This is a genomic window from Algibacter mikhailovii, assembly GCF_014651495.1.
Lineage (GTDB): Bacteria > Bacteroidota > Bacteroidia > Flavobacteriales > Flavobacteriaceae > Algibacter_E > Algibacter_E mikhailovii.
Genome location: NZ_BMWZ01000001.1, coordinates 177869 through 193602, shown reverse-complemented (window position 1 = coordinate 193602; position 15734 = coordinate 177869). Strand labels below are relative to the sequence as shown.

The following is a 15734-nucleotide window of genomic DNA, read 5'->3' as shown; positions in this document are numbered from 1 at the left end:
CTATTTCGTTTTTTTGTTAATGAAAAATTTAGGCTTTGTAATTAAAATGATGGCGGGTAATAAGGTCATACTTCCTAAAAAGCTTACTATTACAGCTACAGCAACTAAAAATCCAAATTGGTTTAATGGCGGCACAGAACTCGTCATTAAAACACTAAAACCTAGAGCTAAGGCTAGAAAATTAAATAGTAAAGCTCTACCTGCCGATTTATAGAACTCAGAATAAGCTTCTGTAATAGGCAACTTTTTTTCTCTTAAAAAGTATTTAAGCCTATCTATGGTGTGAACTGCAAAATCTACTCCCACTCCAATGGCTATTGCCGCAAACATAGATGTACCCACAGCCAGCCAAATATTCATAATCCCCATAACAGTATATAAAAAGAGTACAGAAATGGTAACTGGCACAACAGTTAAAACACCAGCTGTAAACGATCTAAAGCTAAATGCTGCTACAATTAAAACAACCAGTAAAGCTATGATGGCGCCTACAAAATGATTGACCCCTAACTTACCAATCCAATGGGCATCAACAGCAACTTTTCCACTTAGTGTTGCCTTTATTTTGGGTGATTTAAAATGAGTATCAATATACTCTTGTGCTTTATTAATAACCTCTTTTTCATTTATATATTCGCCAGAATTCATTCGGAATCTAACATTGGCCAACTTGTAATCATAATCTATATAATTATCAAAATCTGTTGGATCACCACTTGCAGCATACAACAAAAAGTATTGTGCTACCAATTGATTATTCTCAGGGATTTTATAGAACGCCTTTTGGTTTTCATTCATAGATTGATTCATTTTTTTTATAAAATCTACAATCGATGTGCTTCCCTTTACATGTGGCAAGGTTTCAATATAGCTTTGAAGGGCCTCTATTTTTTGAAGGTTTTCTATCTTAAATAAATCCTCGTTATGAGGCGTTTCGATAAGAACATCCAGGTACGATGTGCCATCTGTTTTATCATTTATTAATCGGTCTGCAATAACAATAGGTTCTGTGGCTTGAAAATTCTTAACTCTATCCTCATTAACTAATAATTTTAAAGCACCTCCAATACCAAACACAATAATTAGTAATCCTAATACAACAATTCTTTTGGGATGTTTCACAACAACATGTCCAAATTTCAACATGAAAGTTCCAAAACTATCCACTTGACTGTCCGATTTAAAAACGCGGCTTTTTTGGGGTTTTAGCAGCATCATTGCAGATGGAATCATAAACAAAGCATACAGTAAGGCCATGAGAACGCCTAAAGCTCCAAATATTCCAAAGTAAACCATAGGAGGCATATATGATGACCATGCTATAGACATAAAACCTGCAATGGTTGTTAAAGACGTTATAGTAATCGGGCGCCACATTCTCACCATAGTCTCTACCACTAGCTCTTTTTGAGTATGTAAAGGGTATTTGGCTGCCAACTCATAATATTCTCCAAGAATGTGAATCCCATCAGCTACAGCTATGGCTATAAGAACTACTGGCAATCCATTTGTAATTACAAAAAAGTCTACCCCAAAAGCAGCCATTAAACCCAATGCAATACCAACGGAAGCCAGTACCATTAAATTTGGAAGCACAACCCCTCTAACGGTTCTATAGGCAAAAATTAATATCAGCGCTATTATTAAGCCAGCAAAGGGGTTTGTACGCATGGCATCTTCATCAATATACTTAACCAGATAACCGCTCACGGCGCCTTCTCCTGCCAAATAAAACTCATGATTCGTTTTGTCTAACTGAGAAATCATAGCATAAAGCGCATTATAAACTTCATGCTGCTTCATATCATAAGTATCAAGCATTTCTGCTAAAATAAGTGTGGTGGTTTTATCTTGAGACACCAAACTGCCTTGATACAATTCAAAGTTATCTATGCTATGAGATACTTCTAGGGCCCTCTGGTTAGACAGTTCTTCTATCTCATAAAAAGGTTCAACAAGAATACCTGAATCTGTACCCACTATATTATTTTCTGTCGATAAACTTTTAATTTGATCCGGATCAATACCAGGAATGGTTTTTATTTGTTCACTTATTTCATGGACAATCTGTAACGATTTTTTATTAAATATGCCGTTTTCATTTACAACAGCGATAACCATGGGATCTTTTAAACCAAAAGATGTTTTGAGTTGATTTCGTTGCACTAAAATGGAATCTTTGGCTGGAAGAAAAGCATCATAACGCGTGTCTTTTCTCAGTTTAGGAAGAAAGGCTATCGATACTATAAATAGCAACCCTGATAGGACTAAAATAGTTTTATGATGTGTTGTTACTCTATTAAAAAATGCTTGTACTCTATTTTGTTTCATGCTAAGAATGAATTAAGTTGTATATACAACATTATAATTAAAAAATATTATTTGATTTTAAGTTCTATTTCTTTTAAATACGCTAAACCTGACTCGCCGAGTTTATCATATAAATTTGACATGATATCTTCCCATACTGGTACTAATTTAGTCACCAAAGCCGCTCCTTCTGGTGAAAGAGATATATGTGGTCGATACGCATCACTTTTTAATAGGTACCCTTTTTTATACAACATGCTTATATTTCTACTCACCGTAGACCGCTCTAAAGATAATAATTGTCCAACAACACCTTGTTCCACCTCCCCTAACTTTTTTAGGGCGAATAGAATAGTCATTTGATTTTCTGTAATATCAAAATCTTGTAAATAACCTCTAAACATGTTATCTACAATTCTCGACATTTGTCGTAATCTTGACCCTATGCAGTCTTGAAATTCATATTTCATGTCGTAAAGATAAAATAAATTGTTGTATATGCAACAATTAATTATTTAAAATATATATTGTACTATAATGTTTACGCTATAAGCTTATTAAATTTGATACTTTGAGAAAATTTATCGAGTTTCGTTTAACGTTTAATATGACTCATAAAACAGATATCTATCTTTGATTTTAGGTGAAATAGTATTTAAAAATGAAAAAATTTCTTGTTGAAAAATTTAAAATTTCCGAATCTGAGGCTGAGATATTTTCTGCTTCCTTTAAAAAAATAAATTTAAATAAAGGTGACCTATTTATTGATTTTGGGAAAGTATCAAATAAAATTGGTTTTGTTGAAACAGGGCTTTTAAAATGCACATTAATTGGAAGTAAAAAATCCTTTGTTGACGATTTTGTCTTTGAAAACCAGTTTGTGGCAAACTATTACAGCTTCTTAAAACAAGAAGCGTCTAACAAGGAAATAATCTGTTTGAAAAATTCTGTATTGCATGTAATTACAAGAAATAAACTTGAAAAATTAGGAGAAAAGCATCCCTTTGTGGCAGAAATCGCTAGACAAGTATCTGAACAATTGTTCCTTTCTACAGCTAAAAAACTTGAAGATATATGACTATTAAGTGCTCAAGAAAGATATTTAAAATTACTTAAAATTAACCGAAGTATTACACAGGAAATCCCTCAATATGAAATTGCTTCATATCTAAACATAACTCCAGAAACTGTAAGTAGAATTAGAAATAAAGTAACGTTTGGTTCTTGATTTATATCAATCCGTATTTATTGTATTAATATAAAATTTGTAAAAATTATAAATTATGGCGAAATATATTAATGCTACTGAAAAAACAGGAAAAGAGTTTTATTTGAATTTTATTGAGAAAGGAAAAATAGTCATGTTAAATCTAATAAAATTCAAAGATAAGGCTGACTATACCAATCTGGAATCAATAAATCTCCAAATGAACATAAGTGGAGAACAAGCATATAAACTATACACAGATAACACAGCGGAGGCACTGAATAAAATAGGAAGTCGTATTCTATTCTATGGAAAAAGTACTGGCTTTTTAATTGGACCCGAATCGGAAAAATGGGATGCTATTTTACTTGTAGAACACCAATCCTTGCAAAAATTTATGGAATTTTCTCAAAGCGAAACTTATTTGAATAATGTTAAACATAGAACAGCTGGATTAGAAGATTCAAGATTATTACCATCTACTGAAATATAAAAAGTTTTCTATAGCAAAATTAAATAGCAAGTTTTTGGATTAAATTATACCCTAAACTAATCCGAAACACACGCCAACTCATTTAAGGGTATAGATAACTCATTGTTCATATTACAGTATTCTGATTAGTTATAGTTTTAACTAAACTTTAAATAACTAATCATGAAATACGCAATTATCTTTTTTCTTTTATACGCCTCAATTATGGAGGCTAATAATAACCCTACCCCTTCTTCAATAAAAACTGTGACCGTATTTGTTGATGGTGCACAAATCACGCGTTTGGCGAAAATTTCAATACCTGCAGGTACTTCTGAATTGTCGTTTGCAAAACTATCACCATATATCCAGGAAAACAGTATTCAAATTTCGGGGCTAGATAATACATCTATTTTATCTATAAATTATGCAATCAATCATTTATCAAAATTGGATAAATCTGAAAACATTGTAAAGCTTCAAAACGACTTAGAGAAATTGAAGGATGCCATCCAACTTGAACAAAATAAAATATCCGGATATGAAGAGGAATTACTTATTTTAAAAGAAAACAGACTGTTAGGTAACGCGAATGAAGTTGTTAATCTTGAAAAGCTTCAAAAGTTTACAGCCTATTACAGCACACGAACAACAGAAGTAAACGGACTTATTCATACAGCCTTAAAGAAGAAAAAGGACTATGATGAGCAAATTAGTAAAATTAATAAGCAATTGGCAGAATTAAACGTTGACGATAAAATTCAAACAGGAGAAATAAAAATAAAACTAAATACCAAGATAAGTAAGCAACTTAATTTGGTTATAAAATACAATGTTAATAATGCCGGTTGGTTTCCTAGTTATGATTTAAAAGCAAAAAGTATAAGTACGCCTCTTGATTTATATTATAAAGCCCATGTGTATCAAAACACAGGTATCAACTGGGATAATATTAAACTCACCTTATCAACAAAAGACCCAAATACGAATAATATAAAGCCAGATGTTAACTCGAAATATTTAAATTTTATTAGTCGGCATAGTAATTACAAATCTGAAAACTCTACTAAAACCTATAACTACAAATACAATCCTTTTATAAAGCAAATTAATGGCATCATTACAGATGAATCGGGCACGCCGCTTCCGGGAGCCAATGTTGTAATAAAAGGTACTACAAATGGTGTGGTAACAGACTTTGATGGTGTTTTCAATATTAGTCCCAATGGTGGCAAGGAACTTGAAGTCTCCTATTTAGGTTTTAGAAGTGAAATTATTCCAATACACTCCAGTGTTATCAATTTGAGTTTAGAAGAAGACATTAGCGCTTTAGACGAAGTTGTGGTAGTTGGTTATGGAACATCATCGAATACTGGGCTAGCAGGTAGTGTTTCTAGCGTAAACATTCGTGGGACTTCATCTATAAAATCATATAAAAAACCGCAATATATTGTAGATGGTGTTCCTATGAGTTCTAACAAGTTTAAAGCAATAGATCCAGACATGATAGCAAACATAGAAGTTCTTAAAGGAACTGCAGCCAAAAACATTTACGGAAGTAGAGCCACAAACGGAGTCATTCTTGTTACTACCAAAAAAACAAATTACACCACCTCAGGAGATATCATAACTGAAGGTATGACGAATACTAATTTTGAAATTCAAAAACAAACTACTATGGCGTCTGATGGTAATATTTCGGTTATTGAAATTGACCAATATAGTGTACCCGCAATCTTTTCATATTTTACTGCTCCTATAATAAATGAAAATGTGTTTCTAACAGCAAAAATTGGAGATTGGCAACAATATAATTTATTACCCGGAGAAGTGAATGTCTATTTTGAAGATAGCTACTCAGGCATCACCACCATTAACCCTTATGCAGTAACAGATAGCTTAACCATTTCATTGGGTGTAGACCCCAACGTAGCAATCAAAAGAAAACCAATGAATAACTATAAAAAAAATACATTAATTGGAAATAACAGAGTACTCGATAAAGCTTATGACATAGAAATAAAAAACAATAAATCGACCGCTGTAAATGTTGTTATTGTCGATCGAATCCCGGTAAGTGAGAATAAAGAAATAAAAGTTGATAATATTGAAACAGGAACCTCTGATTATAATTCTAAAAAGGGCCTTTTAAATTGGAAAACTACCATTTCTCCTAATCAATCTAAGACCTATAAATTCTCTTATAGCATAAAATACCCGCGCTACAAAAACATTAATTTGTAGTTCATCTATTCATTTAATCAAAACCTAAATCAGCTTAATTTCTGAAAAAAATTGATGAATTTTATTTAATGTTTGATATAAGTCATAAAAACAGACGTATATTATAGAAGTTTACCACGCTAAAAACAGCAATCTAAATTTTAAATAGATGAATAAAACAGATATTGCAAAAGAATATATCAAGCATTTGGAAAATGGAAATATTGACCAAGTAATTGCTTTATTTGATCTAAACGGAATAGTTGATTCGCCATTATACGGAATCAAAAGAGCTGATGAATTTTACCCAGAATTGAACGGTGATACCGCAAATTCTGAACTTTCTCTTCTGGGCATTTTTGAAGAAAACAACTCAAATAAACTAGCCCTTTATTTTACTTATAAATGGACTTTAAAAAACAATCAAATAGTAGAATTTGATGTGGTAGATATCATAGAGTTTGATAATCAAAACAAGATTAGCAAACTGAAAATCATATATGATACGGTTATTGCTAGAAAGTTAGTTGGACAATTGTAAAAGTAAAGTCACTAGACATCAACCTATAAAAGGTATAGCTTGAAACAACATATATTTTTCTACCGATTTACAACAAGGAAGATTCTAAACCCCATAGAATCTTGTAACAAAAGATTATGACTTTCGTCTTATTTGCATACCAAAATTTAATCCTTTAAAAATGCAATCATTAGGAAACAAAAAACTGTCAATCATCATTGGTGCTTTTATTTTTGCTGCAATATGTATTGTTTGGGAGCATTTTAATGGCGGTGTGATAACGCATCACCTATTAGCAAGAGAAGATTTGCCTGGTATTTCCAATTTGTGGGGTTTATTAACCATACCATTGCTGGCTTGGTTAACAGTGTCATTAACAATTAAACAGCGAAATAAAATAATAAAGTCTGAACCAAGGAATCTTAATAATTTTGACAACAAGACATTCAGAGGGTTTTTAGCAGCTTTGTTATTTGGAATTATTGCCTCGCTATTATGGGAATTTAAATTTTCAAATGGCCTTCAATATTATATTCTTGCCCCTGTTCTAATTGCTTTTTTTAAACCAGTACATTTACCAGAATATCTATTGGGGTTTGTAATTGGTATGTTATTTACATTTGGGGGCATACTGCCAATCATTGTAGGAACCATATTATTGATATTGTGCTTTTTAGTAAATGGCTTAATGAAAGGCATAAAACATATTTTTATCGTTCGAAAATCTTCATAGATTTTATATTCGGTTTGTATTTTTCCTAAATTAGTTGCTTAAAACCAACTATCTTTCTTAAACAAAACCGTTGGGCACAAATAACCCATAAATACTAAATATTATGTATAGCACTTTTAGAGAACACCCATTTTATTTAATTTTTTGCCTTTTATTAATAAATATAGCTCATGCTCAAAGTGATGTGATTCTAAAGATTAATGGTGATGAGATGAAAGGAAAGGTGATTAAAATTAATTCTACCGACCTTCAATTTATCTATCAAAATGAAACTGTAGAATACACGGTGGAGAAATCAGATATAATTAAAATCACTTTTGCTTCAGGACGTGTTGAGTTTTTTAATAAAGATGATAAAAGCGCTAATTTAAAACTTGAGGACCATCATAACAAAGTTGCAATTTTACCTTTTGGCTATATAAAAGATCAAGAAACAAGTAATGCAACAATGACCAAGAAGATTCAACAGGAAACTTATACTATATTTAAAAAGCAAGCTAACATCCTCAAGTTTCAAGACCCTACTACTACTAATGCTTTATTAGCTAAATCTGGAGTAAATAATAACAATCTTGAAGGATATACTATGGGAGAGATCTGTAATATTTTAGGAGTAGAATATGTCATTCAAGGCTTAGTTTCAATTGAAAAATCTACAGTTACTAATTATAGTAACACCACGTCAAAATCTACAACAAACAAGGCTTATGTAGACAAAAAAGGACAAATTGTGGGTGATCTTTGGAATGATAATAAAAGAACCAGTAACAGCAGCTCCTATAGTTCGTCTACTCAAAACTATGCAACAAATATTACTATGAATGTTTATAGTGACAAAGGTGATAACCTTTTCAGTAAAGAACATGCTTCATTTTGGCAAACCCAAGATGCCTACAAAATAACGTTATCTTTTTTAGCTAAACGTACGCCCATTTACAAAAAATAACTAAACAAAACATGGCATACAAACTTGTGTTTAAACCACTTCCGAATTAATTATTTATGGCAGTCATTAGAATATGCTATGAAGATAAAAGCTCAATAAAACCATCTTATAGTTCCAGATATATGGATTAATTAAAAAATTGATCTAGTAAGGTTCTTTATTCATGTGCTTTATACACTGAAAATCGGCTCGTTTTATTAAAAAAATCAAATAACCAATAAATCTAATTAATTCGATGGGTTTATAAGAATTCAGTAAAATAACTGTGGTTTCCAATTTGAAGTAAGAGTATATCCAAATTTTTTCTTAATTTAAAGTCTTAATCCATACATGTTAAGAAAATGAAATATACTTACTTTTCGCTTTGTTTGATCCTTTTAATAGGATTCACTTCTTGCAGTAAAGACGACAACAATAATTCAGAAACTGTTACTAAAGCAAATATTATAGGTTCAGTTAATTTGTTTGACGAAGGAGTTACGCAAATTGACAATTCAAATATGATAGTAAGCATTGAAGGCACAGGATTTTCTGCCACAACAGATGGTAGTGGTGACTTTAAGTTAACCGATGTACCTTTTGGTACATACACCCTTGTTTTTGAAAAAGCTGGCTATGGAACATATAAAAAGTTTGACATAGAACACAAAAACACAGGATCATCAACAGTGATTAACAATCCATCACTGGGTCTAATGTCGACCACTGCAATTACCAATCTTACTATCAACTCAAATTCAAGTTTCCCAGTCATATTAACCTCTATAACTAATCCTGAAGCCAGTACTGTGAATCCTAAATACATTAGGTATTTCTTATCAACAGATGCATCTGTTAGCGATGAAAACTATGAAAATGCGATAGAAACTCTTCAAGCTAATAATACGCCAAACAATTTTAATTTGAGTCAAGCTGCAATAGATGCACTTGGATATGCTAGCGGAACACGAGTTTATGCAAAGTGTTATGGCGAATCATTTTGGGGAAATAACTATGCTGACCCTAATTTAGCTAGAGATGTTTTCCCTAATTTAAATCCAACATCTGCTCCAGCCGTATCATTTGTTGTACCCTAATAAATATCAACATATAATATGATATTTAATTCATGGTCAGTTCTTAATATTTAAGTGCTACTAAGTATATAGTATACTGCCTAGTATATCACTTAAAAAAATGTGATTTATGTACGCCAAACTTTGGGCAGTGTGGATCATGCCATATTATACTTTCAATTTTTAAACAACTAAAATTACATTTAGCCTAGGTATAAAAACTTCTAATATGGATTACAAACCATAAATATAATTTCAATTTAAACCCAAGCCAGATATCAAGACGCGACAATTGTCTCTATAAGAATTCAAAGAAAGCAGTTTATAAAACACATAAACCACTGTAATACAAAAGTATACACTAGATTTTATAGCTAAATTAGCTTATATTTAAATCAAATTTTAAAAATGTTGTTAAATCGCAACGTTAGCAATAATCAATAAAATCATTATGAAACCAAGAATTTCTTTATTCCTTAGTTTGTTACTCATTTTTACTTCCTGCAAAAACGAACCTAGGGAGCCCCTAAGTGATGTCACAGATAAAGTATCAAACCATACTATACTTTACCATAATGGTACTATTGTAACAATGGAAGGTCCTGCTGGCAGTACAGTTGAAGCCGTAGTAACGGAAGGTGATAAAATTGTCTATACAGGTGATTTAGAAGCAGCAAAAAATAATTACCCGAACCCATCTGATTTTGATCTTAAGGGCAACACTATGTTTCCTGGTTTAATTGAGCAACATCTACATCCTTTTCTTGGAGCGCTAACCCTGAGCGTTCCTGTAATTGCCCCTGAGGACTGGGAACTACCGGATAAAACCTGGCCAGCAGCCAAAGACCATGATGCTTATATAGAAGCATTGAAAACTGAGATTGCCAAGCATAAGAATCCAGAAATCACCTTCTTTACATGGGGTTATAACAATTTTTTTCATGGTAAAATCAATAAAAAGGATTTAGATGCCATCAGTACAGTAGTACCTATAGGAGTTTGGCATCGATCTGCTCATGAGTTCTTTGTTAATACACCCTTCTTAGAAAAATATAACATTAGCATAGAAGATGTAGAAAAAGCTTCAGCAATGGCACAAGCTCAGATTAATCTTGATGAAGGGCATTTTTTTGAAAATGGGGCCATAATGTATTTGTTACCCAAAATTGTTTCAGACTTGGCAACGCCAGAGCGTATGCGCTTTGGGATTAAGCAAATGGTAAAAATGCTTCATGGCAATGGAGTTACGGCCTACAACGAACCCGGTGCTTTTGTAAATGAAGAAGCTGCCGCTATATATAGAGAAGTATTAGGAAGCCCTGAAACACCCATGTATTCCTATTTCATTTATGAAGGCAATACCAATTACACAAAATATGGAGATGAAACATTAGAGCATTTAGATGAGATGTATTCTTTGTTTCCTGATTCAGGTAAATTAACATTCTTTAGAAAACAAGTGAAGTTTTTGGCAGATGGTGCCATCATTTCTCAATTAATGCAAATGAAAGACGGGTATTTAGATGGGCACGAAGGCGCATGGATGCTTGAGCCTGAATTACTTGAAAAAGGCACTAAATTATTTTGGGACGCTGGTTATCAACTGCATATTCATGTAAATGGCGATGAAGGCTTACAAGTAGTTCTCAATACCATTGAACGAAGAATGAAGGAAAATCCGAGAAAGGATCATCGTACAGTAATTATTCATTTTGCTAATTCCACACCAGAACAAGTAAAAAAACTAGCAGATTTGGGTTGTATTGTTTCTGCAAATCCATACTATGTGACTGGTTTTTCTGAAAAATTCTCAGAGATAGGTTTGGGGCCTAAACGCGCTGAAGCTATGGTAAGACTAAAAGAAGTAGAAGATCTAGGTGTATCTTTTTCTTTACATTCAGATTTACCTATGGCGCCTTCAGATCCTCTATATTTAGCTTGGTGTGCGGTTACTAGGATTTCTAATGGTAGCGGAAAGGCAATTAAACCAGAAATGGGGGCATCATTACATGGTGCTTTAAAAGCAATTACCATAGATGCAGCATTCTCTTGGCAAAAGGAAAATGAGTTAGGCAGTATTAAGGCAGGTAAAACCGCAAATTTTACTATTATGAAGCAAAACCCTTACACATTTGGTGCTGAAAAATTAAAAGATATTGAAATTTCAGGTACCGTTTTTGAAGGGAGGCATTTTCCGCTTGGTAAAGCTAAGAAAGACCATGATAAACATTTAGCAGGAGGTTGGAACGTTGTTGAAATCGATAAAGACATAAAAGACATTGTCACCTTTGTTTTAGGTGAGATGAATACAACATCCAAACTCAATCGTATACTTAGCTCTAAGAAGCAAGTTGTAAAAGGATTAAATTATGAAGTAATCTTTCAGTTAGATAACAATGAAATATGGAAAGCCAAGGTACATCGAGATTTAAATGGCAATCTTGTACTTCTTGATCGAGTCTCACAAAATTAACTATTGTCATTAATGGCCATAATAACAAGTACTTAGTCGCCCCTACTTCTAATCATTTATTTGCGTTTTCTATTAGGGTTTTAGTAGCTAAAACACGTTTTAAAACATTAAGAAAGAATATAAACCATCATTTTATATTCATGAATATATTGCGATTTTTCTCAAATATAATCATGAATTATAAGGTTACAACAAAATGTTTGGTTAAAATAAATACCATTTAATTCTTAACAATTTTTCTTGATATTGTTCCTTCATCTGAAATCAATCTAAACAAATAAATACCTCTTGATAATTCTTCCGTATTAAGAGTATTAACTCCATCATATAGCAACTGGTTTAATTGTGCTTTTCCTAACATGTCATAAACTTCAATCTTCGCATTATTAACGTTTCTTACCTCAATAAATAATACGTTTTGAGTTGGATTAGGATAAATCTTCAATTCGTCTATAATATCGATGTTTTCATTACTTAATGTGCCATTTATTGGGTTAAAGTCTTTCCAAACATCTGCGTTTTCATATGCACTTAAACTGCCAGCGCTTACGTTTAGACTGCATGAGCCAAGAACTCTATTACTGAAAACATTAGGATTTATAATTAGAGGTGATGGTATTGAGCAATTTACTGAAGTTAAAGTCGAATTTGACAGTTGATAACCGAAGGCATTTTCGCCTATAGCAGTTACTGAGTTCCCTATAGAAATAGAGGCTAAGTCATCACAACCATAAAATGCAGAATCACCAATAGTTTCTACTGAATTTGGAATTATTATAGACAACAAACTAGTACAATATTGAAATGCATTATTAGCAATTATTTGCAAAGAACCGGGCAAATCTATAGTTGTTAATGATGAACAAGACTGAAAAGCAAAGGTTCCAATAGAAGCAACCGAGTTTCCAATTTTCAAGGAATTCATTGAAAAACAACCATCAAATGCATTGGCTCCAATAGACGTTACGGTGTTCGGGATTTCGACTGATTCTAAACCAAACTGCCCGTTAAATGCAGCATTTTCAATGATGGTTACGGTATAATCTATAGAACTATTTCTAACCTTTTCAGGTATGACCAGAGCTCCTGTAACATTAGAAGCTAAGACTTTTACTTCAGTTCCAGAGATTACTTCATAATTAATACCATCTACATTAAAAGTTTGCGATTGCACTAAACCACTACTGATTAATGCAATAAAAAGTAATTTTTTTATCATTTTATTTGAGTCTAAGATTCTGTGTAAATTACAAAAAAAAGAAAAAGGACACATAATTATATAAAGTTTTACAACGCGGTATTTAAAAAATGGTTAGTTTTAACTAAAACAATGTTAGTTTCTCATTTTCTTGCTACCAGTTTGTATTCGGAAAATCATCGTATAAATGGAAACATTAAAATGACAAACCATTATATGCTATTAAAACATTAAAATAATCACATGTATTATGAAGCCCATCCGTATCTTTTTGCTATGCCTAATTACCATTTGTCTTAATTCGCCCAATATGTATTCACAAGAGAACGTTGACAAACCTGTTTTTGTATTAGTACATGGCACGTTTCAATGGGGCGGTCAGTGGAATTTACTCAAAGCGGACCTTGTTTCTAAAGGTTATGAAGTCTACAATCCCACGCTTACTGGTTTGGGTGAAAAGAATCACCTATTATCAAAAGAAACGGGGATATCCACACATATAAATGATATTGTTAATTTCATAGAATGGCACAACCTAGACAATATCATTTTGGTAGCACACTCTTATGGTGGACCAGTAATATCCGGAGTTGTGGACCGCATTGGAAACAAAATTAAACATCAAGTTTATATTGATTGCGCCCCCGCTGACCATGGGGAAAACACTTTGGATGTTTTTGGACCTGATGTCGCACGAATCGCATTGGAATCTGCTAAAGAAAATGGCGATGGATGGCTCATTACTGCCGATGCACTACGAGAACCTATTCCCACAATGTCAAAGCATCCGTTAAAATCCTATTTGGAACGCGTAGATATTGTGAATGACATTAAAACAGAGGGCACTATAATACTTGCCACTGAAGCCATGTCTATATTCGGATATATGAGAACCACCAGCGCTCCCAAAAAAGCTAAAGCAAGGCATTGGGAAATAATCACCATTGAAGGCCCACATACACTTCAAGAACAAGACCCTACAATGTCTAAAGTTTCAAAAATTCTTGTTGATATTTATAAATCCATTTGAACTTAAAATCATTTATGATTAATTGGATTTGGAAATTAAGGCTAATACAGCACATAACACAGATTATAAGTTTTTGATTGTTCTTACCAACGCTTAAGGATCCTATCCGATTTTTAGCTTTGTTTTAATCGGAAATATTTAGTGCTCAACTTCAGCTCTTAACAATTCCTAAACAAGCCCCTAAACTAAATTGTAAAGTAAGTTTAAAGAATAATACGAAAACTCCAAATGCCCAACGCAACCTTAACAACATTATATCATCTAGTTATAAACTCCATTTAACAGATGATAAAAAGACTACTTTTTTTTGTTATTATAATCGTACTTAGTTGCTGCGAAAGTAACGATGGCAAACCTGACTGTTCAACAGTGCTATGTGCCGCTCCCTCTGTTTTAGTCCATCTGATTGATAATAGCACCAAAGAAAATATCATTCTACAAAACAACATAGCCTTAGAACAAATTACAGTAAGAGATGGGGCAAAAAAGAATAATGATTTTACGATAATTGAAGAATCGGGTTTACTTTTAATAATAAAAAAAGCTTTAAAAGGTTCTATCGAAATAGAAATCGATTCTAATGTAATTACCCAGTTTTCATATAACACCTCTGCACCTAAATCAAACGCGTGTTGCGATTTTGGTGAGCTTATAGATGTGGTTGTCACTAGTAACCAATACAATTTAGAAGGCAACACTATTACTATTTTTCTCTAATGCCCAAATTTCTGTAATTTCGGTTAGAAAGCCTTAAAAGGATGCAAATGCTCAATTCACATGCAAAGGTCTTCTTATGCATCTAACATTTATAAACGCTTTCAGAGCATAAAATGGCCATGCTCTAAAAACATCAATTGATAGCGCAAATATTCGAATAATTAAAGTCTGCTTAAAGTTGAATTTGTCAGAAATTTTATCGAATTTCGCTAAGCCTCTAGTATACCAAATCTAACTTAAATGCAAATCACTGTTGTTATGAATATTAAGCAAAAAACACCTTTACTAGTCCTACTAATACTATCATCATATTTTGTTAATGCCCAGCAATTTATAAAGGATAAATCAATAAACGTTCAAGTTGGATACGGCCTTAGTGCGCCATATAATAGTATTGATAATATAGCTGATGACGGTTTTTATGCACAAGGAGAATTGGTGCTAAAAGTTACCTCTTGGTTTGAATTAAGACCATACGCGGGTATAATTTTAACAAGTTCAAACGGAAAAAATCTAAATAACAACCCCACTTTTGAAAAGGCGGAATCAAAGGCTTTATTATTAGGGGGGAAAGCAAGAGTTAGAGCTCCAATACCTTGGGTTGCACCCTATGCGGAAATTGGAATTGGAACTTCTATAGGTAAATTTGAAACATTAACATTTTATGACAATATTGACCAAAATGGGGTGATTTATCATATTCCTTTTTCACTAGGACTAGAATTAGGAAAGAACAATAATGTTGATTTAGGATTAACCTATTATTTTCAACCCAATGTTCAACAGTACGTTGGTGCTTTTGCCGTTGGATTAACATTTCCATTAAATTCATAGCCTGTAATAATAGACG

General features: G+C 32.6%; 14 protein-coding genes. 11 read left to right on the top strand and 3 right to left on the bottom strand.

Features of this window, described 5'->3' with window-relative positions; translation table 11 throughout:
• Complete coding sequence (locus tag IE051_RS00855) at positions 1–2331, bottom strand: efflux RND transporter permease subunit (protein ID WP_189358517.1); 2331 nt, start codon at positions 2329–2331, stop codon at positions 1–3.
• A gap of 47 nt (positions 2332–2378) precedes the next feature.
• Positions 2379–2735: a MarR family winged helix-turn-helix transcriptional regulator gene (locus tag IE051_RS00850; RefSeq protein ID WP_189358515.1), complete on the bottom strand. Its 357-nt coding sequence runs from the start codon at positions 2733–2735 to the stop codon at positions 2379–2381.
• Between the two features lie 236 nt (positions 2736–2971).
• On the opposite strand from IE051_RS00850, the gene IE051_RS00845 reads away from it, so the two are divergent.
• The 8 genes from IE051_RS00845 to IE051_RS00810 all read left to right on the top strand — a co-directional run bounded on the left by IE051_RS00845 (position 2972) and on the right by IE051_RS00810 (position 11939).
• The gene (locus IE051_RS00845) at positions 2972–3388 is read left to right on the top strand and encodes a Crp/Fnr family transcriptional regulator (RefSeq protein WP_189358513.1); all 417 of its coding nucleotides are present in this window, start codon (positions 2972–2974) and stop codon (positions 3386–3388) included.
• A 205-nt stretch (positions 3389–3593) separates the two neighbouring features.
• Complete coding sequence (locus tag IE051_RS00840; protein ID WP_189358511.1) at positions 3594–4010, top strand: DUF1330 domain-containing protein; 417 nt, start codon at positions 3594–3596, stop codon at positions 4008–4010.
• A 162-nt stretch (positions 4011–4172) separates the two neighbouring features.
• Positions 4173–6233 (top strand): DUF4139 domain-containing protein, encoded by a 2061-nt coding sequence (locus tag IE051_RS00835; protein WP_189358509.1) that lies wholly within the window; start codon positions 4173–4175, stop codon positions 6231–6233.
• A 148-nt stretch (positions 6234–6381) separates the two neighbouring features.
• Entirely contained in the window at positions 6382–6753 is a 372-nt protein-coding gene (locus IE051_RS00830) for a nuclear transport factor 2 family protein (RefSeq protein WP_189358507.1), read from the top strand.
• 160 nt (positions 6754–6913) lie between these two features.
• Complete coding sequence (locus IE051_RS00825) at positions 6914–7465, top strand: hypothetical protein (RefSeq protein ID WP_189358505.1); 552 nt, start codon at positions 6914–6916, stop codon at positions 7463–7465.
• A gap of 103 nt (positions 7466–7568) precedes the next feature.
• Positions 7569–8411, top strand: coding sequence for a hypothetical protein (locus IE051_RS00820; RefSeq protein ID WP_189358503.1), 843 nt, complete (start codon positions 7569–7571; stop codon positions 8409–8411).
• Positions 8412–8752: 341 nt separating this feature from the next.
• Positions 8753–9487, top strand: a complete 735-nt coding sequence (locus tag IE051_RS00815; RefSeq protein WP_189358501.1) for a carboxypeptidase-like regulatory domain-containing protein — start codon at positions 8753–8755, stop codon at positions 9485–9487.
• Positions 9488–9917: 430 nt separating this feature from the next.
• Complete coding sequence (locus IE051_RS00810) at positions 9918–11939, top strand: amidohydrolase family protein (protein WP_189358499.1); 2022 nt, start codon at positions 9918–9920, stop codon at positions 11937–11939.
• A gap of 220 nt (positions 11940–12159) precedes the next feature.
• On the opposite strand, the gene IE051_RS00805 is transcribed toward IE051_RS00810, so the two are convergent.
• Complete coding sequence (locus tag IE051_RS00805; RefSeq protein ID WP_189358497.1) at positions 12160–13158, bottom strand: leucine-rich repeat domain-containing protein; 999 nt, start codon at positions 13156–13158, stop codon at positions 12160–12162.
• Positions 13159–13447: 289 nt separating this feature from the next.
• Between IE051_RS00805 and IE051_RS00800 the strand changes: the two genes are divergently transcribed.
• The 3 genes from IE051_RS00800 to IE051_RS00790 all read left to right on the top strand — a co-directional run bounded on the left by IE051_RS00800 (position 13448) and on the right by IE051_RS00790 (position 15718).
• Complete coding sequence (locus tag IE051_RS00800; protein WP_189358495.1) at positions 13448–14167, top strand: alpha/beta fold hydrolase; 720 nt, start codon at positions 13448–13450, stop codon at positions 14165–14167.
• A gap of 285 nt (positions 14168–14452) precedes the next feature.
• Positions 14453–14884, top strand: coding sequence for a hypothetical protein (locus IE051_RS00795; RefSeq protein ID WP_189358493.1), 432 nt, complete (start codon positions 14453–14455; stop codon positions 14882–14884).
• 258 nt (positions 14885–15142) lie between these two features.
• Complete coding sequence (locus IE051_RS00790) at positions 15143–15718, top strand: hypothetical protein (RefSeq protein WP_189358491.1); 576 nt, start codon at positions 15143–15145, stop codon at positions 15716–15718.
• Positions 15719–15734: the final 16 nt, after the last annotated feature.

Bases quoted from the DNA above. Each gene is read 5' to 3' on its own strand.
- IE051_RS00855 (WP_189358517.1), bottom strand. From the start codon at position 2,331: ATGAAACAAAATAGAGTACAAGCATTTTTTAATAGAGTAACAACACAT.
- IE051_RS00850 (WP_189358515.1), bottom strand. From the start codon at position 2,735: ATGTCGAGAATTGTAGATAACATGTTTAGAGGTTATTTACAAGATTTT.
- IE051_RS00845 (WP_189358513.1), top strand. From the start codon at position 2,972: ATGAAAAAATTTCTTGTTGAAAAATTTAAAATTTCCGAATCTGAGGCT.
- IE051_RS00840 (WP_189358511.1), top strand. From the start codon at position 3,594: ATGGCGAAATATATTAATGCTACTGAAAAAACAGGAAAAGAGTTTTAT.
- IE051_RS00835 (WP_189358509.1), top strand. From the start codon at position 4,173: ATGAAATACGCAATTATCTTTTTTCTTTTATACGCCTCAATTATGGAG.
- IE051_RS00830 (WP_189358507.1), top strand. From the start codon at position 6,382: ATGAATAAAACAGATATTGCAAAAGAATATATCAAGCATTTGGAAAAT.
- IE051_RS00825 (WP_189358505.1), top strand. From the start codon at position 6,914: ATGCAATCATTAGGAAACAAAAAACTGTCAATCATCATTGGTGCTTTT.
- IE051_RS00820 (WP_189358503.1), top strand. From the start codon at position 7,569: ATGTATAGCACTTTTAGAGAACACCCATTTTATTTAATTTTTTGCCTT.
- IE051_RS00815 (WP_189358501.1), top strand. From the start codon at position 8,753: ATGAAATATACTTACTTTTCGCTTTGTTTGATCCTTTTAATAGGATTC.
- IE051_RS00810 (WP_189358499.1), top strand. From the start codon at position 9,918: ATGAAACCAAGAATTTCTTTATTCCTTAGTTTGTTACTCATTTTTACT.
- IE051_RS00805 (WP_189358497.1), bottom strand. From the start codon at position 13,158: ATGATAAAAAAATTACTTTTTATTGCATTAATCAGTAGTGGTTTAGTG.
- IE051_RS00800 (WP_189358495.1), top strand. From the start codon at position 13,448: ATGTATTCACAAGAGAACGTTGACAAACCTGTTTTTGTATTAGTACAT.
- IE051_RS00795 (WP_189358493.1), top strand. From the start codon at position 14,453: ATGATAAAAAGACTACTTTTTTTTGTTATTATAATCGTACTTAGTTGC.
- IE051_RS00790 (WP_189358491.1), top strand. From the start codon at position 15,143: ATGAATATTAAGCAAAAAACACCTTTACTAGTCCTACTAATACTATCA.